This window comes from Nocardia sp. NPDC004123 (assembly GCF_053603795.1).
Map to the genome: position 1 here is coordinate 1 of NZ_JBSGGG010000029.1, position 22,725 is coordinate 22,725.

The 22,725-nt window shown below is 69.1% G+C and carries 22 protein-coding genes; 11 read left to right on the top strand and 11 right to left on the bottom strand.

What is annotated here, in order from left to right:
- The first annotated feature begins 162 nt into the window (after positions 1–162).
- On the top strand, positions 163–894 hold the full coding sequence (locus ACWEQQ_RS34980) for an alpha/beta fold hydrolase (RefSeq protein ID WP_452351211.1): 732 nt from the start codon (positions 163–165) through the stop codon (positions 892–894).
- Positions 895–1,111: 217 nt separating this feature from the next.
- The gene (locus ACWEQQ_RS34985; RefSeq protein WP_452351299.1) at positions 1,112–1,714 is read left to right on the top strand and encodes a maleylpyruvate isomerase family mycothiol-dependent enzyme; all 603 of its coding nucleotides are present in this window, start codon (positions 1,112–1,114) and stop codon (positions 1,712–1,714) included.
- Between the two features lie 27 nt (positions 1,715–1,741).
- On the opposite strand, the gene ACWEQQ_RS34990 is transcribed toward ACWEQQ_RS34985, so the two are convergent.
- Together ACWEQQ_RS34990 and ACWEQQ_RS34995 are read right to left on the bottom strand one after the other, a co-directional pair.
- On the bottom strand, positions 1,742–2,665 hold the full coding sequence (locus tag ACWEQQ_RS34990) for an NADP-dependent oxidoreductase (RefSeq protein WP_452351212.1): 924 nt from the start codon (positions 2,663–2,665) through the stop codon (positions 1,742–1,744).
- Positions 2,666–2,918: 253 nt separating this feature from the next.
- Positions 2,919–3,356 carry a nitroreductase family deazaflavin-dependent oxidoreductase gene (locus ACWEQQ_RS34995; protein WP_452351213.1) on the bottom strand — a complete coding sequence of 146 codons (438 nt, stop codon included), beginning with the start codon at positions 3,354–3,356 and terminating at the stop codon, positions 2,919–2,921.
- 204 nt (positions 3,357–3,560) lie between these two features.
- Here ACWEQQ_RS34995 and ACWEQQ_RS35000 point away from each other — a divergent pair, with 204 nt between their 5' ends.
- Positions 3,561–4,121 carry a MarR family winged helix-turn-helix transcriptional regulator gene (locus ACWEQQ_RS35000; RefSeq protein WP_452351214.1) on the top strand — a complete coding sequence of 187 codons (561 nt, stop codon included), beginning with the start codon at positions 3,561–3,563 and terminating at the stop codon, positions 4,119–4,121.
- A gap of 200 nt (positions 4,122–4,321) precedes the next feature.
- Positions 4,322–5,092 carry an isocitrate lyase/PEP mutase family protein gene (locus tag ACWEQQ_RS35005; protein WP_452351215.1) on the top strand — a complete coding sequence of 257 codons (771 nt, stop codon included), beginning with the start codon at positions 4,322–4,324 and terminating at the stop codon, positions 5,090–5,092.
- 87 nt (positions 5,093–5,179) lie between these two features.
- Here the strand turns inward: ACWEQQ_RS35005 and ACWEQQ_RS35010 are convergent, their stop codons facing one another.
- Complete coding sequence (locus ACWEQQ_RS35010) at positions 5,180–5,650, bottom strand: nuclear transport factor 2 family protein (protein ID WP_452351216.1); 471 nt, start codon at positions 5,648–5,650, stop codon at positions 5,180–5,182.
- 209 nt (positions 5,651–5,859) lie between these two features.
- Here ACWEQQ_RS35010 and cynR point away from each other — a divergent pair, with 209 nt between their 5' ends.
- From cynR to ACWEQQ_RS35035, 5 genes are all read left to right on the top strand, one after another.
- Complete coding sequence (gene cynR / locus ACWEQQ_RS35015) at positions 5,860–6,747, top strand: transcriptional regulator CynR (RefSeq protein WP_452339865.1); 888 nt, start codon at positions 5,860–5,862, stop codon at positions 6,745–6,747.
- A 189-nt stretch (positions 6,748–6,936) separates the two neighbouring features.
- The gene (locus tag ACWEQQ_RS35020) at positions 6,937–8,484 is read left to right on the top strand and encodes an NCS1 family nucleobase:cation symporter-1 (RefSeq protein WP_452351217.1); all 1,548 of its coding nucleotides are present in this window, start codon (positions 6,937–6,939) and stop codon (positions 8,482–8,484) included.
- A 26-nt stretch (positions 8,485–8,510) separates the two neighbouring features.
- Positions 8,511–9,266 carry an aspartate/glutamate racemase family protein gene (locus tag ACWEQQ_RS35025; RefSeq protein ID WP_452339867.1) on the top strand — a complete coding sequence of 252 codons (756 nt, stop codon included), beginning with the start codon at positions 8,511–8,513 and terminating at the stop codon, positions 9,264–9,266.
- Between the two features lie 199 nt (positions 9,267–9,465).
- Positions 9,466–10,041, top strand: a complete 576-nt coding sequence (locus ACWEQQ_RS35030) for a hypothetical protein (RefSeq protein ID WP_452351218.1) — start codon at positions 9,466–9,468, stop codon at positions 10,039–10,041.
- The gene (locus ACWEQQ_RS35035; RefSeq protein ID WP_452351300.1) at positions 10,038–10,784 is read left to right on the top strand and encodes a cobalt-precorrin-6A reductase; all 747 of its coding nucleotides are present in this window, start codon (positions 10,038–10,040) and stop codon (positions 10,782–10,784) included. The genes ACWEQQ_RS35030 and ACWEQQ_RS35035 overlap by 4 nt, the downstream gene beginning before the upstream one ends.
- A gap of 12 nt (positions 10,785–10,796) precedes the next feature.
- Here ACWEQQ_RS35035 and ACWEQQ_RS35040 read toward each other — a convergent pair whose 3' ends face one another.
- From ACWEQQ_RS35040 to ACWEQQ_RS35055, 4 genes are all read right to left on the bottom strand, one after another.
- Positions 10,797–11,342: a PadR family transcriptional regulator gene (locus ACWEQQ_RS35040; RefSeq protein WP_379400066.1), complete on the bottom strand. Its 546-nt coding sequence runs from the start codon at positions 11,340–11,342 to the stop codon at positions 10,797–10,799.
- A 36-nt stretch (positions 11,343–11,378) separates the two neighbouring features.
- The gene (cobJ, locus tag ACWEQQ_RS35045) at positions 11,379–13,004 is read right to left on the bottom strand and encodes a precorrin-3B C(17)-methyltransferase (RefSeq protein WP_452351219.1); all 1,626 of its coding nucleotides are present in this window, start codon (positions 13,002–13,004) and stop codon (positions 11,379–11,381) included.
- Positions 13,001–13,636 carry a precorrin-8X methylmutase gene (locus ACWEQQ_RS35050; protein ID WP_452351220.1) on the bottom strand — a complete coding sequence of 212 codons (636 nt, stop codon included), beginning with the start codon at positions 13,634–13,636 and terminating at the stop codon, positions 13,001–13,003. The genes cobJ and ACWEQQ_RS35050 overlap by 4 nt, the downstream gene beginning before the upstream one ends.
- 129 nt (positions 13,637–13,765) lie before the next feature.
- A complete protein-coding gene (locus ACWEQQ_RS35055) occupies positions 13,766–14,203 on the bottom strand; it encodes an Lrp/AsnC family transcriptional regulator (RefSeq protein ID WP_379380569.1) in 438 nt (145 codons plus the stop codon).
- Between the two features lie 154 nt (positions 14,204–14,357).
- Between ACWEQQ_RS35055 and ddaH the strand changes: the two genes are divergently transcribed.
- Positions 14,358–15,230, top strand: coding sequence for a dimethylargininase (gene ddaH / locus ACWEQQ_RS35060; RefSeq protein WP_452339871.1), 873 nt, complete (start codon positions 14,358–14,360; stop codon positions 15,228–15,230).
- On the opposite strand, the gene ACWEQQ_RS35065 is transcribed toward ddaH, so the two are convergent.
- The 3 genes from ACWEQQ_RS35065 to ACWEQQ_RS35075 all read right to left on the bottom strand — a co-directional run bounded on the left by ACWEQQ_RS35065 (position 15,199) and on the right by ACWEQQ_RS35075 (position 17,845).
- Complete coding sequence (locus tag ACWEQQ_RS35065; RefSeq protein ID WP_452339872.1) at positions 15,199–15,750, bottom strand: hypothetical protein; 552 nt, start codon at positions 15,748–15,750, stop codon at positions 15,199–15,201. The two genes, ddaH and ACWEQQ_RS35065, sit on opposite strands and share 32 nt — an antisense overlap.
- 249 nt (positions 15,751–15,999) lie before the next feature.
- A complete protein-coding gene (cobG, locus tag ACWEQQ_RS35070; protein ID WP_452351221.1) occupies positions 16,000–17,199 on the bottom strand; it encodes a precorrin-3B synthase in 1,200 nt (399 codons plus the stop codon).
- 391 nt (positions 17,200–17,590) lie between these two features.
- The gene (locus ACWEQQ_RS35075; RefSeq protein ID WP_452339874.1) at positions 17,591–17,845 is read right to left on the bottom strand and encodes a hypothetical protein; all 255 of its coding nucleotides are present in this window, start codon (positions 17,843–17,845) and stop codon (positions 17,591–17,593) included.
- Between the two features lie 299 nt (positions 17,846–18,144).
- On the opposite strand from ACWEQQ_RS35075, the gene cobN reads away from it, so the two are divergent.
- Positions 18,145–21,780, top strand: a complete 3,636-nt coding sequence (gene cobN, locus ACWEQQ_RS35080) for a cobaltochelatase subunit CobN (protein ID WP_452351222.1) — start codon at positions 18,145–18,147, stop codon at positions 21,778–21,780.
- A 452-nt stretch (positions 21,781–22,232) separates the two neighbouring features.
- Here cobN and ACWEQQ_RS35085 read toward each other — a convergent pair whose 3' ends face one another.
- Positions 22,233–22,613 (bottom strand): PPOX class F420-dependent oxidoreductase, encoded by a 381-nt coding sequence (locus ACWEQQ_RS35085; RefSeq protein ID WP_354832266.1) that lies wholly within the window; start codon positions 22,611–22,613, stop codon positions 22,233–22,235.
- Positions 22,614–22,725 lie beyond the last annotated feature (112 nt).

Below are 22,725 nucleotides of genomic sequence, written 5' to 3' on the forward strand. Positions count from 1 at the left end.
TCGACTGCACCTGGCCGATCGACCTCGCACCACAGGACATTCCGTTGCGAAGCGACTTCGCGACCAGCTATCCGGAAGACCTCAAACGCCGGATCGAGCACCGCGTCGCCGGGTGGAACCTGACGCCGATCGACGTCCGCGGAAAGAACTGAGGGCTTCGGCATGAGCACATTCGTGCTGATTCACGGTGGGAGCCATGGCGCGTGGTGCTGGTACAAGATGGTGCCGGTGCTCGAATCCCGCGGGCACACGGTCGTGACACCCGACCTGCCGGGCCACGGCAGAGACCGCACCCCGGCCAAGGGATTGACCGGTGCCGCCTATCTCGATCGCGTGGGATCGGTCCTGAATTCGCTGGCGGACAAGGCGATTCTGGTCGGTCACTCGATGGGCGGTGTCACGGTGAAGGCGGCCGCGGAACGCTATGCGGACCAGATCGCTGGGGTCGCCTACGTCGCCGCCGACGTGGTCGCGGGCGGGCAGTCTCTCGCCACCGATCCGGCCCTGGCGGACATCCTGGTGACGCTGGGTCCCCACATCTCGGCCGACGTGGACGCCGAGACCTTCGACATCGCGCACGAGGCGGCCACGCGATACTTCTACAACGACTGCGACGCAATCGATATCGCCCTCGCGCTCCGGTTGCTCACCCCCGAGCCGACCGCGACCATCACCAGCCGCATCGACCACACCACCGACCGATACCTGGCCCTCCCACGATTGGGAGTGATCACCTCGGCGGACGCGCTCCTCCCCGCCGATGTCCAGCAGACCCTCTACCGGCGTGACGGCATCACCGACACGGTCTCGCTGCCCACCGGGCACTCCCCGTTCCTGTCCGCTCCCGGCGCGCTGGCCGCGCACCTGCTGAACTTCGCGGATCGCGTGGGATAGCCCGGCGACATCTTGCTGTGCGCGTTCGGCGATAGCGTGGGCCGATGAGTTTGGGCGAGTGGCGCGGTCAGTACGGAGGAACAACGAACCGCAGCCATGCCGCTGTGACGTGACGGATCGATGGCCGGGCCATGACCGCGCTCGCACCGGCAGGCTGCGCTGAGCCGGGAGGTTATTTCGAGTGTCGAACGCTATTTTTCGTGACGAGTTGTGGGCCATGGCTCACGCCGAACGTGCGGCGCTGGCCGATGATCTCGCCGATCTGACCGATCGGCAGTGGGCGGTGCGGTCGCTGTGCGGAGAGTGGACGGTGGAAGAGGTCGTCGCCCACCTCACCGCGGCGGCGAGTACCGGCCGAATCCGGTGGCTGGTCAGCGCTTTCGGGGCCCGCTTCGACTTCGAGAAACACAATGCCCGGCGGCTGGCCGAGCATCGCGGCGCGACTCCGGCGGAGACGTTGGACCGGTTCCGGGCGATCATCACCAGCACCATCGCGCCGTTCGGCCATACGGCCGCCTGGCTCGGCGAGGTGGTCGTCCACGGCCAGGACATCCGCCGTCCGCTGGGACTGCCGCGCCAGCCCTCGATCGAGGCCGTCACCGAGGTCGCCCGGTTCTTCGCGAGCCGGGACTTCACCGTTCGCAGCCGCAGCGCTATCGAAGATCTGCGGCTCGAAGCGACCGACGGACCCTTCGCCCTCGGAACCGGCCCTCTGGTCAGTGGAACGACGATCGCCTTGACCATGGCGATGGCGGGTAGAGCCGCCTATTGCGACGATCTGACCGGACCCGGCGTGCCCACGCTGCGCAGTCGTCTCTGACACTGTCCCGGACCGGCTCCGCCACGACTAGGGCCTGAGGACGATCTTGCCGTGGGTGTGGCGGCGTTCGAGTTCGGTGTAGGCCGCGCGGACCTGTGCCAGCGGGTAGACGTTCGCGATCGGGACTTCGAGGTGTCCGCCGGCGATCAGGCCGGCCAGCTCGGCGAGGATCGCGCCGCCGGGCCCGGCCTCCGCTCCGCCGTCGGTCTTCACCCCGTACTGCGCGGCCGCGGCGTAATCGGCGATGGTGTCGATCCGCTCGGTCGCGACGCCGAGGGCGAGGGCCAGCTCGACGTACCCGTTGCCGAAGGTGTCGATGAAGGCGTCGACACCGCCGGGGGCGGCGGCCTTGATCCGGTCCGCGACGTCGTCGCCGTACGCGATCGGGATCACGCCGCGGCTGCGCAGCCACGCGTGGTTGCGCTCGCTCGCCAGGCCGATGACGGTGGCCCCGGCACGGCGCGCGAGCTGGACGGCGAGCGAGCCGACACCGCCGGCGGCCCCGGAGACGACGACGGTCTCGCCCGGCGCGAGCCGGACGGAACGCACTGCGCCCCATGCGGTTACACCCGCGACGTACAGGCCGCCGGCCACCTCCCACGGGACGTTCTCCGGCTTGCGGGTGAGGTTGGCGGCCTCGACGAGGACCAGCTCGGCCTGGGCGGCCCGGTTCTCCGAGAATCCGATCACCTCGTCGCCGGGGGAGTATCCGCCGACGCCGGTGCCGATCTCCTCGATGACCCCGGCGAGATCGCTGCCCTGCCCGGAGGGGAATGTCGAGGGGAACATGTCGGCCAGCGCTCCGGTGCGGATGACCGCCTCGCTGGGGTTGATACCGGCTGCCCTGACCCGGACGAGGACCCGCCCGTCGCCGGGCACCGGGCGTTCGACCTCGTCGACCCGCAGCACGTCGATTCCGCCGAACTCGTTGTACCTGACTGCCTTTGCCATGATCTTCGACTCTCCTTCGGGTGGATTCGCCTGGCAGCACCCCGGACGGGCCGGGCCCGTCAGCGCGCGGATACGGAGTCAGCTGTCGCAAGTAGTTGTGCGGCAGGGCGTTCGGTGACGTCCTCGGTGGTCGGTGGCTGCCCGAAGACTTCGGTGTGCCGCGTCGTATCTCCGACGACCTGGGATCCCGAACGACCGGTAGCGCCGACCACGAGGACCGGGCCGGCCGCATTCGATGACGCGGGCATGGCGGCTATTCCGTTCCCGCAGGGCGGAGTTCGAGAACGGGAATGGTGCGCACGCCGGTGGTTTGGCGTTCGTATTCGGCGAAGCCCGCATACCGCCGCGCTTGCTCGGCGTAGATGCGATCGCGCTCAGCGCCGGGCACTTCGCGCGCGGTCACCCGATACGCCTCGGTTCCGCGTTCGATGCGGCCGTCGCCGGCAGCGGTCACGTTGTAGTACCAGTCGGGGTTGGTGGGTGCTCCGCCGCTGGTGGCGAAGACGTAGATGATGTCCGGTTCGGTGTCGTCCGGGAGGTACATCACCGGGCTGACGTACTCCCGACCGCTCTTGCGGCCGCGATGATGCAGCAGGACGATCGGCGCACCCTCGAAGACTCCGCCGACCTTGCCGCCGTTCGCTCGAAACTCCGCGATCGTCTGTGCGTTCCAGTCGAGCGCCTCGCTCATGTCGAACTCCTGTCGTTCACGGTCCCTGGCGTACGCCGGGATCGAGTGGTGGTGGCCCGGCCGGCCGTCTGTGGCGACAGTGCGAACTCCCTGCCGAACGACGCGGCCTTCATCCACTGTTTGTTGCTATGTAAACAAAAACACTGTAGGCCGCCAGAGGGTTACATGTCAACAAAAGGGTCGATCCCGGGTAGGCTCCCTGTCATGGATCAGGAGTCGCTGAACGAGCGGGAGACCCGCGCCTGGGTCGCGTTCCAGCACATGCGCATCGAGATCAATGTGGTGCTGGCCCGCATGCTGGTCCGCGACTTCGGGCTGACCGAGGCGGATTTCGTGATCCTGCTCAGGCTGTCCAACACCCCGGGGCACCGGTTGCGCGCCCGCGATATGGCCGCTGCCCTGCAGTGGGAACGAAGCCGCCTCTCCCGCCAGGTCTCTCGGATGGAGACGCGCGGCACGGTCGTCCGCGCGCCCAGCGAGGGGGACGCCCGGGGCTACGACGTCGTCCTGACCGATGCGGGCCGTGCTGCCTTCCAGGCCGCCTGGCCCCCCTACGTGGCGGGTATTCGCCACTGCTTCGCCGACGTGCTCTCCCCGGAACAACTCGACGCCCTCACCGACATCGCCCGGACGATCGATCGCCATTTCACCGCGGAGCACTATCCCGGCGGACTCGATGATCCGGCAAAGGCTCCCGGCGCACACGCGACCGCGGCCGGTCTCGAGCACCACACGGCCGAGGAATCGCTCGAATCAGCTTCCTGAGGACGCGATGGTCACCGACTCGTGCCCAGCGATCCCGGCAACCTCGGCGAATCCGCCGGCCACCACTACGGCATCGGTCCGGGCATTCGCCCTGTCCACCGCGATTGCCGACGGGCCGAGCCTATTCGGACCGGGAGCCCGACTCTGCGTCCGCGACACTTCGGTGCCTGCCGAACCTTTCCGGCTCTAACGTGATGATCATGTTGGATCTTCCGGTACCGCCGGTTTCGCGCTTCCACCAGCTGCACTATCAGGACGAGCCGCTGCTGCTGCCCAATGCCTGGGATTTCGCCACGGCGGCCGCGCTGGTCGCGGACGGGTTCCCGGCGATCGGCACCACCAGTCTCGGCGTGGCCGCGGCACACGGACTGCCGGACGAGGCCGGATCGACGCTGCACGAAACCCTCGCGCTGGCAGGCGCACTCGTGCGGCTCCCGGTGCCGGTGACCGTCGACATCGAATCCGGGTTCGGCGCCGACCCGCGCGAATTGGCCGCGCGACTGTGGGACCTGGGCGTCGCCGGGGTGAACGTGGAGGACGCGGTGGGCGATGCCCGCGCACACGCCGACCTGGTCCGCGGACTCAAGGACGGTGCGCCCGGACTGTTCGTCAACGCCCGCGTCGACACCTACTGGCTGGGCCGCGACCACGACACCACCCTCGATCGTGCGCATCGTTACGTCGACGCCGGCGCCGACGGCATCTTCGTACCCGGCGTCATCCGCGACGACGACATCATCGCTCTGGTCCGATCAATTCCCGTGCCGCTCAACGTCCTTGCCCAACGCCCCCTCGCCGAACTGGCACGCCTCGGCGTCAAACGCGTCAGCACCGGTTCCCTCCTCTACCGCGCCGCACTCGACGCGGCCGTGACCGCCGCGCGCACGGTCCGCGACGGCGGCCGAGTCGAACCGGTGACAACCTATGGAGACATCGCCACCCTGATACCCACTCCGCCGGAAGAGGATTGAACCGCACCCCTCACCTGGCGAACGCGGATCCCGGAGCCTGATCGGCGACTGCGCCGCGGTGATGACCCGACCGGAGTGGCGACCGGGTCACGCCGGTGCCCAGCGATTCGCCGTGAGGGCGTATCCGGGCAGTCCTTCCGTGGACATGGTGGATTCGTAGATGCGTTCGTAGCTGGTTCGTTCGATCCGCCAGACGCCGCCCTCGCAGCGATAGGTGTCGTTGTAGTAGGCGGCGCCTCGAATGATGCTGCTGTGTTCGGGAAAGATCACGGTGTCTTCCAGACACCAACTGCCGGTGGCGGATTCGCCATCGACCGTGATCTCCGGATGGTGCACGACGTGGACGGTGATGATGTTGCCGCCCAGCGCACCACGCATGTACTCCACGATCTGCTCACGGCCCTTGAACTCCGCAGGCATCTCACCGGAGGGCGACCCGTAGGCGGCGGTGACGTCTTCGCACAGAGTGTCGCCGAATTCGTCCCACCGCTTGAGATCCAGCGTGCGCAGATATCGATATTTGACTGCCCGAATCGCCTCGAGTGCTTCATTCCTCATGCCGCTCAAACTAAGCCCGCCCGTCACCGAACCAACCGCTTCCGCTGTTCAGTTCCGGTGAGTAGGACCGGTCACGCCGCCGAGCTTGCCGGGTCGACGCTGCCCTCCATTGAATTGCGGAAGGGGCGCATACCGGCAGGGTGAGCTGGGGTTATAGCGTTCATGGCGTAGCTGGGGATGGGCCGATTGGCTTGATCTATAGTCGGTGGGTGACTCCGGAGCTGCGCCATCTGCGGTATCTGCTCGCCGTGGCCGAGCATGGGAGTTTCACGCGCGCTGCGGAGGATTTGCATGTTTCGCAGCCCACGCTCTCGCAGCAGATTCGGCAACTCGAGCGGCTGGTGGGTGCGCCGCTGCTGGATCGGACCGGGCGCGCGGTCCGGCTCACCGATGCGGGGGAGGTGTATGCCCGGCATGCTCGGCTCGCGCTGGCCGAACTCGATGCCGCCGATCGGGCGGTGCACGATGTCGAAGATCTGTCGCGCGGGCATCTGCGGCTGGCGTACACCCCGACTTTCGCGGCCTATCTGATCGGGCCGCTCATCGCCGAAGTGCGCGCCCGGCATCCCGGGATCACTCTCGATATTCGCGAGACCAATCAGGACGTGATCGAATCCGGGCTGCTGGCCGACGATATCGACGTCGGGATCGGGTTCGCGGGCGGGCACCTGCCGGGCATCGAGGCCGCCACCCTGTTCACCGAGACGCTGAGCCTGGTCGGCGCCGATCGCCGGGCCGCGCGCTCGCGCGTGCCGGCGGCGAAGCTCGCCGAATACGATCTCGCCCTGCTCAATCGGGAATTCGTCACCCGGCTGCACATCGACGCCTATTTTCGCGAGCAGGGTGTGAGCCCGCGAATCCTGGTGGAGGCCAACTCGATTCACGCCGTCATCGAGGCGGTTCAGCTCACCGCGCTCGCCACCATCCTGCCCGACGGCATCGCCCGCGATCATCCGCGACTGACGGCCGTGGCGCTGGATCCGCCGCTGCCGACCCGGATCGCGGTTCTGCTCTGCCGCGAGAACGCCTATCGCACCGCGGCCGCGCGCGCCTTCTTCGGGCTCGCCCGGGACTGGAGCGCCCGCCAGGCCGGGTGAATCCCGCCTGCCGGTCAGACGTTCTGCCGATGGCCGGCATCGGCGTGGTCTATACCCGCCGGTCACGGCAATGGCGAGGGTGAACGGGACGGGGCGGGCCGATTGACGATCGGTGTTGTGTCAACAGACACTCGGAGGCCAGCCCGCGCTGGAAAACTCCTTCCGCCATGCGAAATCGAGGATCTACCCATGCTGGTTCCCGACGACACCGCCCAGCTCGTATCGCCGGTGGGTGACAGTGCGATCGCGGCGAATCCCCGCCCGGCGGACGCGGCCGGCGTCGCCTTCGCGCCCGGCCTGAGCACCCGCCTCTACAACCGGGACCTGGCTCCCACCCGACGCGCCGGCCGGCGCTGGTCGGGCTACAGCATCTTCACCCTGTGGGCGAATGACGTGCACAGCCTGGGCAATTACGGCTTCGCGCTGGGGCTGTTCGCACTCGGCCTGGGCGGCTGGCAGATCCTGGTGGCGCTGGGTCTGGGCTCGGCACTGCTGTTCGTGCTGCTCAGCATCACCGGGTTCATGGGCTACCGGACCGGCATCCCGTTCCCGGTGATGACCCGCATCGCGTTCGGCGTGCGGGGCGCGCAGATTCCGGCGCTGCTGCGCGGTGGTGTCGCCGTGGCGTGGTTCGGCATCCAGACCTACCTGGCCTCCCTGGTGCTGCGCGTGCTGATCATCGCGCTCGCGCCCGGTGCGGCGGACTGGGACCACAACGCGATCCTCGGCCTGTCGACACTGGGCTGGATCGCCTTCGGATCCCTGTGGGCCGTACAGACTTTCCTCGCGCAGCGGGGACTGGAGATGATCCGCAAGTACGAGGCGTTCGCCGGACCGGTCATCCTCGTCACCATGGCCGCGCTCGCGGTGTGGGTCTTCACCAAGGCGGGCGGCTCGATCGCCTGGTCGGTCGACCACCCGCTGACCGGGTTCGCCATGTGGCACGAGATCTTCGCCGGAGCGGCGCTGTGGGTGGCCGTCTACGCCACCTTCGTGCTCAATTTCTGTGACTTCACCCGGGCATCGAAAAGCCCCGGTTCGATTGTGCGGGGCAACTTCTGGGGCATCCCGATCAACGTGCTCTTCTTCGGTGCCATCGTCGTCGTCACGGCCGGCGGCCAGCTCGAGATCGATGGCCGGGTGATCGCGAGTCCCGCCGACATCGTGCACGCCATCCCGAATACCGCCCTGCTGGTGCTGGCGTCGCTGGCGCTGCTGGTCCTGACCGTGGCGGTGAATCTGATGGCGAACTTCGTCGCCCCGATCTACGCGCTCACCAACCTGTTTCCCCGGACGCTGAACTTCGCCCGCGCCGGACTGGTCAGCGGTGTCATCGGGCTGGTCATCCTGCCGTGGAATCTGTACAACAGCCCGGCGGTCATCGAGTACTTCCTCGGCGGGCTCGGGGCGCTGCTCGGCCCGCTGTACGGCATCATCATGGCCGACTACTGGCTGCTGCGCCGCGGCCGCATCGACGTCCCCGCGCTCTACAGCGAGGATCCGGCGGGCGCGTATTTCTATCGGGGCGGCGTCAACCCGCGCGCCCTGGGCGCCTTCGTTCCGGCCGCCGCGGTGTCGCTGCTCATCGCGTTCATTCCCGCGCTCGACGCAGTGTCACCGTTCGCGTGGTTCATCGGCGCCGGATCCGGGGCCGTGATCCATCTCCTGATCGCCGACCGCAAGGTCGCGTTCGAGGACGTCTCGGGCGAGCCGATCGCCGTCGAGTGCACCCACTGAACCCACTATCCGGGAGGTAATCCGACATGCGGATTCTCGTCGTCAATGTCAACACGACCGCGTCGATGACCGACGCCATCGCCGCCCAGGCCCGCGCGGTCGCGGCCGAGGGGACGGAGATCGTCGGTCTCACACCGAGATTCGGCGCCGAATCGGTCGAGGGCAACTTCGAGAGCTACCTCGCGGCGGTCGGCGTGATGGACGCCGTCGTCAACTACCCGGAGCCGTTCGACGCGGTGGTGCAGGCCGGTTACGGCGAGCACGGGCGCGAGGGCCTGCAGGAGCTGCTCGACGTCCCGGTTGTCGACATCACCGAGGCCGCCGCCATGACGGCGATGCTGCTCGGCCACGCCTACTCGGTCGTGACCACCCTCGACCGGGCCGTGCCGATGATCGCCGACCGGCTCAAACTCGCCGGCCTGGAGGCGCGCTGCGCGTCCGTCCGCGCGAGCGGCCTGCCGGTGCTGGCCCTCGAAGCAGATCCGGCGGCGGCGGTGGTCGCCGTCGTCGACCAGGCCGAGCGTGCGGTCCGCGAGGATGGCGCCGAGGTCATCTGCCTGGGCTGCGGCGGCATGGCGGGCCTGGACCGCCGCATCGCCGAGCGCTGCGGCGTGCCCGTCGTGGATGGCGTGAGCGCTGCGGTCAAGCTCGCGGAATCGCTTGTCGCGCTGGGCCTGTCGACCTCCAAGGTGCGGACCTTCGCGGCGCCGCGCCCGAAGACGGTCACCGGGTGGCCGCTGTCGGGGGCCGCTGCCGAGCTGCTGTCCACCCTTCGCGCCTGACGCTCGCGCGGTATCGTTCCGGCTATGTCGCGGGGGAGCTCCCTGCGTCCGTGTGCTGCTCAAATGGGTCATTGGCATGAAAGCGGCTCCGCGCGCGAGGCATTCAGAGTGAAACGTGCGTAAACCAACGGTAGTGTGAATCCCCGTGACCCGATTGTTATCGGGTTCGATTCAGACTATTTGGAGATCGATGACTTCCATGAAGTACACAAAGTTCGTGGCCACCGCGTTCATTGCCGCCGCCGCGACCGGTATCGCCGCGGGCACCGGTTACGCCGTCCCCGTCGACCCCGCTCCGGCGGTGGAGCAGTCCCCGTCGACGCTGCACGGCAGCCAGCAGGGCGTCGACTACAGCGTGGCGCTCACCGACGCGAACGACATCGTCACCCAGGTGACCGGCGGCCGGTTCAGCCTGGATGCGGCCAGCCAGACCGTGTTCCTGAAGAACCAGGCCGGTGATGTGGTGACCCAGGTGCCGCTGAACGGCACGCTGGCGGGCAAGCAGTACGGCCTCACCGCCGCCATCGACACCGCGGGCACCCAGCTGACCCTGACCTCGGTCTCGGCACCGGTGTCGACCGCCAAGGACATCGATTCGCAGGCCGACTTCTTCGGTCAGCTGCAGCACGCCGCGCTGGGCGGCATCATCGGCGGCATCCTGGGCGCCTTCCTGTTCGGGATCGGCGCGATTCCCGGCGCGATCATCGGACTGCTGATCGTCGGCGGACAGCCGCTGATCGACTCGGGCTCGGCCTATTTCAGCGGGCAGCCCTGAAAACGCTGATTCTCGGCGGCACCCGGGAAGCCCGGGAACTCGCCGACATCGCGTCGGGCGAGCGAGGATTCGACATCGTGTCCTCGCTCGCCGGGCGCGTGCGCGACCCCCTGCTGCCGGTCGGCGAGGTGCGCGTGGGGGGCTTCGGGGGCGTCGCCGGTCTGCGGGAGTGGTTGCACGGCAATGGAATCGAGGTCGTGGTGGATGCCACGCACCCGTTCGCCGGGGGCATCACCGCCAATGCCGCGGCCGCGGCCGCGAGTCTGGGGATACCGGTGCTGCACGTGCGGCGGCCGGGATGGGCCGAGCAGCCCGGGGATCGATGGATGCGCGTTCCGGACCTGGCGCTCGCGGCGGAAGCCGCCGCAGCCCTGGGGAAACGGGTTTTCCTCACCATCGGCCGCCAGGGCGTGGCCGCGTTCGCGCACTCGGACGCGTGGTTCCTGATCCGGGCCATCGACCCGCCCGACGGGGCGATGCCGGTCGATCGCGAATTGCTGCTCGCCCGTGGGCCTTTCAGCGTCGCCGACGAGATCGCGCTGCTGACCCAGCAGCGCATCGACGTCATGGTGACCAAGGACAGCGGGGGAGCGCTGACCGAGGCCAAACTCACCGCCGCGCGCGAGCTCGGCATACCGGTCGTGATGATCGACCGGCCGCCACTGCCCGCGGGCGCGGAGCAGGTGGAAACCGTTGCGGCAGCCTGGGATTGGCTGCGCGCCCGGCATGGAACGGGAAGCTAGGCCGGCCCGGGCTCAGGACAGGCGGCTGGTGCGGTCGAGCAGCTCCGGCAGCCGATCGAACCACTCCAGCACGGCGCGCTCGTAGCGGATGCCGAAATCCAGGGTGGCCCGTTCGTAGGGCGACATACGCTGTTCGTCGTGGCCGGACAGGTAGCCGGACAGGCGCTGCTCGTGGACGGTGCGGCCGGTGGCGACGATGCGTTCGAGCCGCTGGGGGTCGACGAACTCGCCGAAGGAGAGGGTCAGCAGCAGCGGCACCCGGATGGTCTCCGCGCCGGGATCGCGGGCGATCCACTCGGCGAAGGCCTCCCGGCCGTCCTCGGTGATCCGGTAGGGGGTGCGGTCGCGGGCGCCGGCCGCACCCTTGTCCACCAATCCGTTCTGGTGCATGGTGGCCAGTTCGCGGTAGACCTGGCTCTGGGTGATGGTCCAGAAGTCGCCGATGCGATCCTGGGCCAGCGCCACCAGATCCCACCCGGACAATTCGCCCTGGTGGAGGAATCCGAGTAGGGACGCGGCCGTCGAGTTGAGCGGGCGTCGAGCATTGTCTTCAGGCACCGGCACTCCTTCCAGCCTACGTTCTACAGTGGAATATTAGTCTCCGTAGCGGCGCGACGTGAACACCCGGGGTCCACCGGCCGCGTCGAACACCGTGGTGGTCGACGCGCCGATGATCAACAGGGTCCGCATGTCCACCTCGGCCGGATCCAACTCCGCCAGCGTCACCACCCGCACCGACTCGGCCGGGCCGCCCACATCGCGGCCGATCACCACCGGCGTCTGCGGCTTCCGATGCTCGAGCACGAGGTCGCGCATGGCCGCCACCTGCCAGGTGCGCTGCGACGATGCGGGGTTGTACACGGCGAACGCCATATCCGCCGACGCCACCGCCGAAATCCGTTGCGCCACCGTCTCCCACGGCTTGAGCCGATCCGACAGCGAGATCATGGCGAAATCGTGCCCCAGCGGCGCGCCCATCCGGCTGGCCACCGCACTGGCTGCGGTCACGCCGGGCAGCACCCGCACCGGCACCTCCCGCCACTGCGGATCCGCCGACTCCTCGATCACCGCCGCCGCCATGGCGAACACGCCCGGATCGCCCGAGGAGACGACCACGACCTTCGCGCCCTGCTTGGCCATGTCCAAAGCCATTCCGGCGCGCTCGGATTCGACCCGATTGTCACTGGCGTGCCGCCGCTGCCCCGGACGCACCGGCACCCGGTTCACATACGTGGTGTACCCGACGATGTCGGTCGCCTCGGCCAGCGCCTGCCGAACCTCCGGCGTGGTCCATGCCTCCGCGCCCGGACCGAGACCCACCACCACGACCTCGCCGACCTGTCCCGCCGCGCGAGGTTCGCCACCGGCGACGCCCGCTGCGGGGGCATGGGCGGCCGCGGTCCGCGGGCGGCCGTTCGTCGCGGAGGTGATACCGGAATCCGTAGTGGCACCAGTTGTTTCGGAGGATGTGGGCGCACTGTCGGCCGTCAGCGCGATCCGCGTCGCGGGTTCGGGGCCCGGCACTATCGTGATCGCGAAGTAGGGGACGCTCGCTTCGTCGACCTCCGCGGCGCGCAGCACCCGCTGGCGGGTCGAGCTGGCGCGTTCGACGTAGTAGGCGTCGCCGAGACGCCCGGAGTCGGAAAGGGCCTGGCGGACACCGGGGTAGGTTCGGCCCAGCTTCATGATGGCGGCCGCGTCGGTTTCGCGCAGGCGGCGGGTCAGTTCCTCGGTGGGCATGGTGCCGGGCAGCACGGTGAGGACCTGGTCGCCTTCCACCAGGGGGGTACCCAGGGCGGCGGAGGCGGCGCTGACCGAGGTGACGCCGGGGATGATCTCGGTGTCGAAGCGGTCGGCCAGGCGCCGGTGCATGTGCATGAACGAGCTGTAGAACAGCGGGTCACCGGCCGCGAGCAGGGCGACGGTGCGGCCCGCGGCGAGATGGCCGGCCAGCACCCCGGCCGCGCGTTCGTAGAACTCGTCGATCGCGCCCTGATAGCCGCCCGGGTGGTCGGTGGTCTCGGTGGTCACCGGGTAGACCAGGTGCTCCTCGAGCTGACCCGCGCGCATGTAGGGGGCCGCGATGGCGCGGGAGATGCTGCGGCCGTGGCGGGCACTGTGGAAGGCGATGACATCGGCCTCGCCGATGATCCGCGCGGCCTTGACCGTCACCAGTTCCGGATCGCCGGGTCCGAGCCCGACACCCCAGAGCTTGCTCATTCTTGTTCGCTCGCAATCGCATTGAGGGCGGCGGCGGTGATGGCGCTGCCGCCGCGCCGGCCCCGCACGGTCAGGAATTCGACACCGCCGTATTCGGCCAGGGCCTGCTTGGATTCCGCGGCCCCGATGAACCCGACCGGAATGCCGAGCACGGCGGCGGGCCGGGGCGCGCCGGCGTCCAGCATGTCCAGCAGGTGGAACAGCGCGGTCGGCGCATTGCCGACCGCCACCACCGCGCCGTCCAGCCGGTCGCTCCACAGTTCCAGCGCCGCAGCCGATCTGGTGTTGTCCATGCGGGCCGCCAGCTCCGGCACCCGGGGATCGTCGAGCAGGCACAGCACGTCGTTGCCGGCGGGCAGCCGCTTGCGGGTCACGCCCGAGGCGACCATCTTGGCGTCGCACAGGATCGGCGCGCCGCCCTGCAGCGCGGCCCGCGCCTTGGCCACCACATCGGTGCTGAACTCGACGTCACCGGACAGATCCACCTGCCCGCAGGCGTGGATCATGCGCACCACCACCTGCGACACGTCCGCCGGGAAACGGGTCAGATCGGCCTCGGCCCGGATGGTCGCGAACGAGCGCCGATAGATCTCGGCCCCGTCTTTGAGGTAGCTGGCACGCACGTCGGACATGGAGTCCACCCTAGATTTCGCCGTCGGGGCCGCGCTGAGCGGGTCGTGCGCCGGCACCTGGCGACCGGGTTCGGGCCGCCTCGCGACGGGGTTCAGCTGGCACAGTGGACCGTTCGCGACCGGACCGGATCACGTGCGGGGCCGTTCGAGCAGCCGGGACATGACGATATTGCTGCGGGTGCGCCCGACCCGCGCGTTCTCGCGAATACGCTCGACGGTCGCCTCGATCTCGGCCATATCGGTGGCCATCACATGCACCAGGGCGTCGGCCTCACCGGCGATCGTCCACACCCCCACCACCTGCGGAATGGGTTCGAGGCTGCGGCGCAGTTCGGCGGGGGAGATGTTGTCGCGGTAGAAGACTTCGACATACGCCTCGGTGCGCCACCCCAGCGCGGCCGGGTTCACCACCGCGGTGAAACCGGTGATCTGCCCGCCCGCCACCATCTTGTCGACCCGCCGCTTGACCGCGGGCGCGGACAGGCCGATCTCGGAGCCGATGTCCTGGAACGAGGCGCGCGCGTGCTTGAGCAGATGCGCCAGGATCTGCCGGTCCAGCTCGTCCATGCTCGCCCCTTTCGCAAAGATGCGCACGCATGGGTGGCACGCAACGAATCGCCACTCATCCCGCGATCAGCGCAACGATTCGCTATTTCGAGCACAACGGTACGCCACCTACCTTCAGATCAGCCCCGTCCGCGCCGCTTCCGAGGGAGTCTCGTTGACGTCCGTAGCCACGCTGCCCGCCCGTGATCCCGCCGCCCGCCGGCCCGTTCCCCGCCGCTATCTCATGTGCCGCCCGGAACACTTCGATGTCACCTACGCCATCAATCCGTGGATGGACACCTCCGACCCGGTGAACCGCGCCCTGGCCCTGGCCCAGTGGGACGGGCTGCGCGCCGCCTACGAGGCGCACGGGCATCGGGTCGAGGTCATCGAACCGGTTGCCGGACTGCCCGATATGGTGTTCGCCGCCAATGGCGGACTCGTCATCGGAGACCGGGCGCTCTCGGCCCGTTTCGCCAATCCCGAACGCGCACAGGAAGGTCCGGCCTTCCACGCGTGGATGGCGGCCCGCGGATTCGCCACGGTGGCCGCCGCCCGCGAAACCAATGAGGGCGAAGGTGATTTCGCCATCGCCGCCGACCGGATCCTCGCCGGGACCGGATTCCGAAGCGCTCCCGGCGCGCACGAGGAGGTGGCGGAGTTCTTCGGACTACCGGTCGTCTCGCTGGATCTGGTGGATCCGCGGTTCTATCACCTCGACACCGCGCTCATGGTGCTCGACGACACCGTCGCGTACTACCCGGGCGCCTTCAGCGGGCCCAGCGCCCGGCTGCTGGCCGGCCTGTACCCGGACGCCCTCATCGCCGACGAGGAGGACGCGAATGTGCTGGGCCTCAACGGCGTCTGCGACGGCTACCACGTCTTCCTCAGCGAGAAGGCAGTCGGCCTGGCCGAGCAGCTGCGGGCCCGCGGCTACCAGCCGATCGGGATCGACCTGTCGGAGTTGCTCAAGTCCGGCGGCAGCGTGAAGTGCTGCACGCTCGAATTGCACCGGGTCAGAACGGCAGCCGGGTCCGGAACGGAGTAACCGCCGGATCGTGCAGCGGGTGCGCCAGGATCAGGAAGCGCAGCAGCAGGATCGCACCGGTGATCTGTAACAGCGCCAGCGGGATCTCACCGAGGATCGCCGTGCCCGCCGACACCCACACGTCCCGGGCATCGGCGGTCACGATGTCGAACCAGGCGTCCACCAGCAGTAGCAGCCCGGTGCCGAAGGCGGGGAGCAGCAGCACCACCCGCCGCTTCCAGCCCAGGTAGGCGGTGGTCGCCATCATCAGCACCAGCGCGATGTCGAACCCGATCCAGGCCAGCGACCAGTTCTGCGCGTGATACTCCGCCGGCAGCGAGAACCCCAGGTACACGATCCACGGGATCAGCGCGAGACAGCCGCCGACCATGAGCGCCAACCGAACCCGCCGATGTACCCGCACCACCTCCGGCCGCGGCAGCACCCGCTCGGGCGGCAGCCGCAAACGCCCGATCAGCTCCCGCCGCTCGTCGTCGGACATCGCCGCGATCTCTTCATCGCTGACCTCAGGCACAGCCATGACCGCCTCCCGTCTCCGATGCTCGCCGCTGCCTAGGACCCACTGTGCACCAGCATGCGCGACAAGCCGCGGCGGCATGCCCAGCGGGATTTCGTGGTAGTGCGGCCTGGGCAGCGTGCCCGCCGGGCAGTGCGAATGGCCTGGCACGGCAGGTGCGCGTTGCCGGGGCGGCAGACGGGGTTGACCGGTGTCGCGGGCGGGCCCGGCGGGGGCAGACGCGGGTTCTTACTCGGTGACGGCGACCTCGGCCTATGTGGACGGGACTATGCGGTAGCCGTCGGTCGTTGCGATGATGTCGGTGACCGCGCCCTTGGGGCGGCCGCAGCGGCGGTCGCAGCCGGACCAGTGCTGGCGGCCGGCGGCCACGATGTCATCGGCGTCGAGGCCTTCGCGCGCGAATTGTGGTGCGCCGGTGGGGACTGCACGGCCGGTGTCCACGGCGTCCGTGGCGTCGGCGCGGACGTCGGTGAGCGACTTGGCGCAGCCGGGGCGGCCGGCACAGGCGCTGACCAGCAGCCAGGGGGAGTTGGCGTCGAAGATCAGGCCCATGGGGGCGAGGACGCGGACCACCTGCTCGGCCGTCCATTCGTCGAGATCGGTGAGGACCAGGCTGCGCCACGGGGTGAGGAACACGGGACGCTCGACGGCGGCGATGAATTCGGCGGTGCGGGCGGGCAGCGAGCCGAGGCGCACGCCCGCGCCGAGCGCGACCCGGTCATCGTCCTGATTCAGCCAGCCGATCGGAATGTCCTGGCGCACCGGCAGTTCGACGGGGTCGCCGGACGCGTCGAGGCCGGGCCGGGCGGTCAGCAGGTGATCGGTCAGTCGGGCGCCGCCGTCCGGGATCTCGTGCAACCGCCACTGGCCGTCGCGCAGCTCCAGGAAACCGTGCGCCGCGGTGAGCATGAGATCCACCGCGTCGGCAGGGGATACGCGGATACCGGAGTCCTTGCCTGCCAACAGGAGTGCGTAGGTGTTCTCGTCGAGCGCGTGCACACCGATATCCCCGCCCAGTCCGCTGACATCCCCGCGACCGTCGTCGAGGGTGAACAGCACCCGGCCGGGCAGGTCGGCCAGTCGCGGATGCGCCCGCAAACCTTCGTCGAGCGCCGGCACCAGGGGATGCACATCGGTCCATCCGCCGACCCGCCCGGACAGCGGAGAGGCGACGATGTTCCGCACCCGCTCGTGCGTCGCGCTGGGTAACAGGCCCGCGTCGGTCAGCCGCTCGGTGAGCGCGGCCGCATCCCGCACCTGCCGGAACTGCACATTGCCGCGGGAGGTGAGCTCGATATTGCCGTCGCTCAGATCGACGGCCGCGGCGGCCAGGGCCTGCACCTGGCCGGGGGAGAGGTGTCCGCCCGGCACCCGGATGCGAGCGAGGGGACCATCGGCCGCTTGGTGCAGGCGCAGCACGCCCGGGCAGGAATCGGGATCGGTTCGCGTCATGACGTCCCCAGCCTACGGAGGACGCCGAGGTCGGGCACCTACGGGCCGGGACCGGGACGGACCAGCACCCACAAGTATCCACATCTATAGATATTGCGATCTGAGCATGTGTCGTGCGCGAATCGGTCCGTGCCGAACCTGGAGCATGGATCACGAAGCCGCAGTTGGTCTTTCAGGGCGGGGATGCGTCCTGCTGGTGGTGGTCGTCGCCATGGTGATCCGCCTGGGCTGGCGTCGGCGCCCGCCACGCCTACGACGCCGAGGTCGCCGCCCGCCTCGCCGTCGCCAGCTGTCGTGCGCGCCGTTTCAGGCTGTGCGGCGCGGAGTGCTGTCCCCGGACAGCAGGATTCCGGGGTGTGAGCCCCGGAATCGTGGTGGAAGGTCGGGTGGGTCAGCGCATGCGATGCGGTTCGATGGCCAGTGGGGCGCCGCGGCGGCGGGCGAAGGCGGGGGTGGATTCCCAGGTGTCGTTGAGGAGGCTCGGGACGTTGTGGTGGTCGACGTGGTCGCGGTGGACGGTGGTGGTCATGACCGTGATGCCGAACAGGATGGTCGCGGCGCAGACGATGCCGGCGAGCATGGCCCACTCGGTGTGACCGGTGCCGGCGGCCGTGAGGGCCATGGCCAGCGTTGCGAAGGCAACCAATACGCAAAAGTATCCCGACCAGGCAGCAAAGCGGTTCCGCCTGACCCATCCTGGAGTGGTTGGCATACGGGCAGCGTACGCGGCGTCCAGTTGCGCACGAAGAAGCTCGGAGGAGCCTTTGCCGCACTGTGATCCGGGCGCGATAGCGGCCCCGCGGAGTCGGCGCGATAGCATCGGCGAGCTCGTCGAACGGAAGAATCCGGTGCAATTCCGGTGCGGTCGCGCCACTGTGACAGTCAGACCTTCCCGGCGGGCGCCGAACCGTGCTGGGCGCGTCACCCTAGGAAGGCCTGAAACCTGTGATCCTGCTGCTGTCCACCTCCGACACCGACCTGCTGAGCGCGCGTGCGAGCGGCGCCGAGTATCGGCTCGCCAATCCCGCGCGCCTGCTGCCGGCGGACCTGCCCGCCCTGCTCGACGGCGCCGAGCTGGTGATCGTGCGCATCCTCGGCGGCAAACGCGCCTGGGAGCCGGGCCTGGAGACGGTGCGCGCCAGCGGGATTCCGCTGGTCGCACTCGGCGGTGAGATCGCGCCGGACGCCGAGCTCATGGAGTGCTCCACGGTGCCGGGCGGCGTGGCCGCCGACGCCCACAACTACCTGGCGGCGGGCGGCCCGCGAAACCTGCTGCAGCTGCACAACTTCCTGTCCGACACGGTGCTGCTCACCGGGCACGGCTTCGAGCCGCCGGTGGAGATGCCGAGCTGGGGTGCGCTGGAACGGGATTCGCGTCCGGTCGGGGCGGACGCCCCGACCGTAGCGGTGGTCTACTACCGCGCCCAGCATCTGGCCGGGAACACCGGCTACATCGATGCGCTGTGCTCGGCCATCGAGGACAAGGGCGCGCGGGCGCTGCCGGTGTACTGCGCCTCGCTGCGCACCGCGGAACCGGAACTGCTGGCCGAACTGCGCACCGCAGGCGCGCTCGTGGTGACGGTGCTGGCGGCCGGCGGCACCAAGCCCGCGACCGCGTCGGCGGGCGGCGACGACGAGGCGTGGGATGTGGGCGCGCTCGCGGATCTGGATGTGCCGATCCTGCAGGGCCTCTGCCTGACCAGCGGTCGCGAGCAGTGGGAGGCCAATGACGACGGCCTGTCTCCGCTGGATGTGGCCACGCAGGTGGCGGTGCCGGAGTTCGACGGGCGGATCATCACGGTGCCGTTCTCGTTCAAGGAGTTCGACGCCGACGGGCTGTCGACGTATGTGCCCGATGCCGAGCGCGCGGCGCGGGTGGCGGGCATCGCGGTGCGGTATGCGCGGCTGCGGCACATTCCGGCGGACCGGAAGAAGGTCGCCCTGGTGCTGTCGGCGTATCCGACCAAGCATGCCCGGATCGGCAATGCGGTCGGCCTGGACACGCCTGCCAGCGCCATCCGGCTGCTCACCGAAATGCGGCTCGCCGGTTACGATCTCGGCGCGGCGGGGGAGATCCCGGGCTTGGAAGAGGCCGACGGCGACGCGCTGATCCACGCGCTCATCGCCGCGGGTGGGCAGGATCCGGACTGGCTCAGCGCCGAACAGCTGGAGGGCAACCCGATTCGCATCGGCGCCGACCTGTACACGCGGTGGTTCGAGACGCTGCCGGAGGATTTGCGCGCGGCCGTGATCGAGGCGTGGGGACCGCCGCCGGGCGAGCTCTATGTCGACCGGTCCGCGGACCCGAAGGGCGAGATCGTCATCGCCGCACTGCGTTTCGGCAATGTGGTGCTCATCGTGCAGCCGCCGCGCGGGTTCGGGGAGAACCCGGTGGCCATCTATCACGACCCGGATCTGCCGCCGAGCCACCACTACCTGGCCGCCTACCGCTGGCTGGCCGCGCCGGAGGGCTTCGCCGCCGACGCCGTGGTGCACCTGGGCAAGCACGGCAATCTGGAGTGGCTGCCGGGCAAGACCCTCGGCATGTCGGCCTCGTGCGGCACCGATGCCGCCCTCGGCGACCTGCCGCTGATCTACCCGTTCCTGGTGAACGACCCGGGCGAGGGCACCCAGGCCAAGCGGCGCGCCCACGCCACCCTGGTCGACCACCTGATCCCGCCCATGGCGCGCGCCGAAACCTACGGCGACATCTCGCGTCTGGAGCAGTTGCTCGACGAGCACGCCAATATCTCCGCGCTCGACCCGGCCAAGCTGCCCGCCATCCGCCAGCAGATCTGGACGCTCATGCGCGCGGCCAAGATGGACCACGATCTGGGCCTGACCGAGCGGCCGGACGAGGAATCCTTCGATGACATGCTGCTGCACGTCGACGGCTGGCTGTGCGAGATCAAGGACGTGCAGATCCGCGACGGCCTGCACATTCTCGGCCAGGCTCCGGCGGGTGAGGCCGAGGTCGACCTGGTGCTGGCCATGCTGCGTGCCCGCCAGCTGTGGGGCGGCGAGGTCAATGTCCCCGGGCTGCGAGAAGCGCTGGGGCTCAGTGAATCCGGGGACGAGGCCCGCGAACGGGTGGACGCGTTCGAGAAGCTGGCGCGCGAACTGGTGCTGACCATGCAGGAGGTCGACTGGGATGTCGACTCCATCGACGCGGTCACCGAGACCCTGCTGGCCGGCGAGCTCGCCGATGCGGCCGGGATCACCGAGGTCCCGGCCCGCCTGGCCGAGGTGCGCAAGGTGCTGGGCTTCGCGGCGACCGAGGTGGTGCCGCGGTTGCGGCAGACCGGCATCGAGATCTCACGAATCCTGCACGCGCTCAACGGCGGCTTCATTCCGGCCGGGCCGAGCGGATCGCCGCTGCGCGGCCTGATCAATGTGCTGCCGACCGGCCGCAACTTCTACTCGGTCGACCCGAAGGCGGTGCCGTCGCGGCTGGCCTGGGAAACCGGTCAGGCCATGGCGGATTCGCTGCTCGCACGGTACCTGGCAGACCATGGCGAGTACCCGCGCTCGGTGGGCCTGTCGGTGTGGGGTACCTCGGCCATGCGCACCTCCGGCGACGATATCGCCGAGGTGTTCGCGCTGCTGGGCGTGCGGCCGGTGTGGGACGAGGCCAGCCGCCGCGTCACCCGGCTCGAGGCCGTCTCGCTCGAGGAGCTGGGCCGGCCGCGCATCGACGTGACCGTGCGTATCAGCGGCTTCTTCCGTGACGCCTTCCCGCACGTACTCGCGCTGCTGGACGACGCGGTGCGATTGGTGGCCGAGCTCGACGAGCCCGCCGAATCCAATTATGTCCGTGCCCACGCCCAGGCCGACCTGGCCGAGCACGGGGACGAACGCCGGGCCACCACAAGGATTTTCGGCTCCAAGCCGGGCACCTACGGTGCGGGCCTGCTGCAGCTCATCGATTCCAAGAGCTGGCGCACTGATGATGATCTGGCCCAGGTGTACACGGCCTGGGGCGGTTTCGCCTACGGCCGCGACCTGGACGGCGCGCCCGCCGCGGACGACATGCGCACGGCGTACCGGCGAATCGCGGTGGCGGCCAAGAACACTGACACCCGCGAGCACGACATCGCCGACTCCGACGACTATTTCCAGTACCACGGCGGCATGGTCGCGGCGGTACGCGCGCTGACCGGCAAGAATCCCGAGGCCTACATCGGCGACAGCACCCGCCCGGACGCGGTGCGCACCCGCACCCTGTCCGAGGAGACCACCCGGGTGTTCCGGGCGCGCGTGGTGAATCCGCGCTGGCTCGAGGCCATGCGCCGGCACGGGTACAAGGGCGCGTTCGAAATGGCCGCCACCGTCGACTATCTGTTCGGCTACGACGCCACCACGAATGTGGTCGCCGACTGGATGTACGAAAAGCTCGCGGAATCCTATGTTTTCGACGAGACCAATCGGAAGTTCATGGAGCAGTCGAATCCCTGGGCGCTGCACGGTATTGCGGAGCGCTTGCTGGAGGCGGCGGAGCGGAAACTCTGGGAACAGCCCGAAAGCGACACCCTGGATCGGCTGCGGCAGATCTATCTGGAAACCGAAGGCGAACTGGAGTAATCGAATTCGACCGGTCTGTTCGATCGGTCGCGGCATGCCGGGGTGACGCGCAGGACAAGGGCGGACAACCCCGGCACCTCGGTCTTCCCTGCCCTCCGGCCCGAGGGGATCATGAGAATCGTCCCGGTGTCGCGTTCGGGGCGGACTTCGTACTCGTCACCAGGCACCGGGACACCCGGTAACGTTCCAAAGGCGTTGCCGGGTCCGATAATTCGATGTGGGAATTTCCCCGATTCGCCGCGCCCTCGCGTATGCGTAATCGAGTTGCAGTGTTCCGGCGTATCCCATGGATGCGCCTGCTCGGCCCTGCGGGCATTGTCGGCTGCGGTGTCGGCGGACTCCTCGGCGCGATCATCGCCGGGGATCAACCCTAGCTCGAACCAGGGGCGGAAACACGCACGGCCGCCGGACCGGTCGAGCCGGTCCGGCGGCCGTGCTGTGCGCGAATACCGTTACGCCGGAACGATTTCGATGCCGATGGTGCCCGCGCTGCCGCGACGCACCTTGCTCAGGGTGATGCCCAGCCAGCCCTGAATGCCGTAGCGGCGCTTGATGAGATCGCGCACCCGCTCGGTGCCGGCCGCGTCGAGTACGGTCGCGCTGCCCTTCACGATCTCGCCGCGGGTCTTGCCGCGCAGATCGCACGCCTGCACGGTGACCTCGGGATTGCGACGGACACGCTTGACCTTCCAGCTGTCGGTGACGGTCCAGACATAGAGGCGGCCATTGTCGAGCGCGGCCCACACCGGCGTGCCGACCGGCGTGCCGTCTTTCTTGTAGGTGACGAGATTGACGTAGTTCGCGGTGCCCACGGGCCCGAACGGGTTGTCCACCTCCGCAGCCTATCCGGAACCGGCGTACGACGCGGATCACGCGCCGCGTACGGGCGGGGATCCCGGTCGGGTCCGGACCGTGGGTCGCGAACCGACCGGCGTGGCTGACCCG

What these genes read in the sequence shown, in the direction of transcription:
- ACWEQQ_RS34980 (WP_452351211.1), top strand. Translation starts at nt 163, where the DNA reads ATGAGCACATTCGTGCTGATTCACGGTGGGAGCCATGGCGCGTGGTGC.
- ACWEQQ_RS34985 (WP_452351299.1), top strand. Translation starts at nt 1,112, where the DNA reads ATGGCTCACGCCGAACGTGCGGCGCTGGCCGATGATCTCGCCGATCTG.
- ACWEQQ_RS34990 (WP_452351212.1), bottom strand. Translation starts at nt 2,665, where the DNA reads ATGGCAAAGGCAGTCAGGTACAACGAGTTCGGCGGAATCGACGTGCTG.
- ACWEQQ_RS34995 (WP_452351213.1), bottom strand. Translation starts at nt 3,356, where the DNA reads ATGAGCGAGGCGCTCGACTGGAACGCACAGACGATCGCGGAGTTTCGA.
- ACWEQQ_RS35000 (WP_452351214.1), top strand. Translation starts at nt 3,561, where the DNA reads ATGGATCAGGAGTCGCTGAACGAGCGGGAGACCCGCGCCTGGGTCGCG.
- ACWEQQ_RS35005 (WP_452351215.1), top strand. Translation starts at nt 4,322, where the DNA reads ATGTTGGATCTTCCGGTACCGCCGGTTTCGCGCTTCCACCAGCTGCAC.
- ACWEQQ_RS35010 (WP_452351216.1), bottom strand. Translation starts at nt 5,650, where the DNA reads ATGAGGAATGAAGCACTCGAGGCGATTCGGGCAGTCAAATATCGATAT.
- ACWEQQ_RS35020 (WP_452351217.1), top strand. Translation starts at nt 6,937, where the DNA reads ATGCTGGTTCCCGACGACACCGCCCAGCTCGTATCGCCGGTGGGTGAC.
- ACWEQQ_RS35025 (WP_452339867.1), top strand. Translation starts at nt 8,511, where the DNA reads ATGCGGATTCTCGTCGTCAATGTCAACACGACCGCGTCGATGACCGAC.
- ACWEQQ_RS35030 (WP_452351218.1), top strand. Translation starts at nt 9,466, where the DNA reads ATGAAGTACACAAAGTTCGTGGCCACCGCGTTCATTGCCGCCGCCGCG.
- cobJ (WP_452351219.1), bottom strand. Translation starts at nt 13,004, where the DNA reads ATGAGCAAGCTCTGGGGTGTCGGGCTCGGACCCGGCGATCCGGAACTG.
- ACWEQQ_RS35050 (WP_452351220.1), bottom strand. Translation starts at nt 13,636, where the DNA reads ATGTCCGACGTGCGTGCCAGCTACCTCAAAGACGGGGCCGAGATCTAT.
- ACWEQQ_RS35055 (WP_379380569.1), bottom strand. Translation starts at nt 14,203, where the DNA reads ATGGACGAGCTGGACCGGCAGATCCTGGCGCATCTGCTCAAGCACGCG.
- ACWEQQ_RS35065 (WP_452339872.1), bottom strand. Translation starts at nt 15,750, where the DNA reads ATGGCTGTGCCTGAGGTCAGCGATGAAGAGATCGCGGCGATGTCCGAC.
- cobG (WP_452351221.1), bottom strand. Translation starts at nt 17,199, where the DNA reads ATGACGCGAACCGATCCCGATTCCTGCCCGGGCGTGCTGCGCCTGCAC.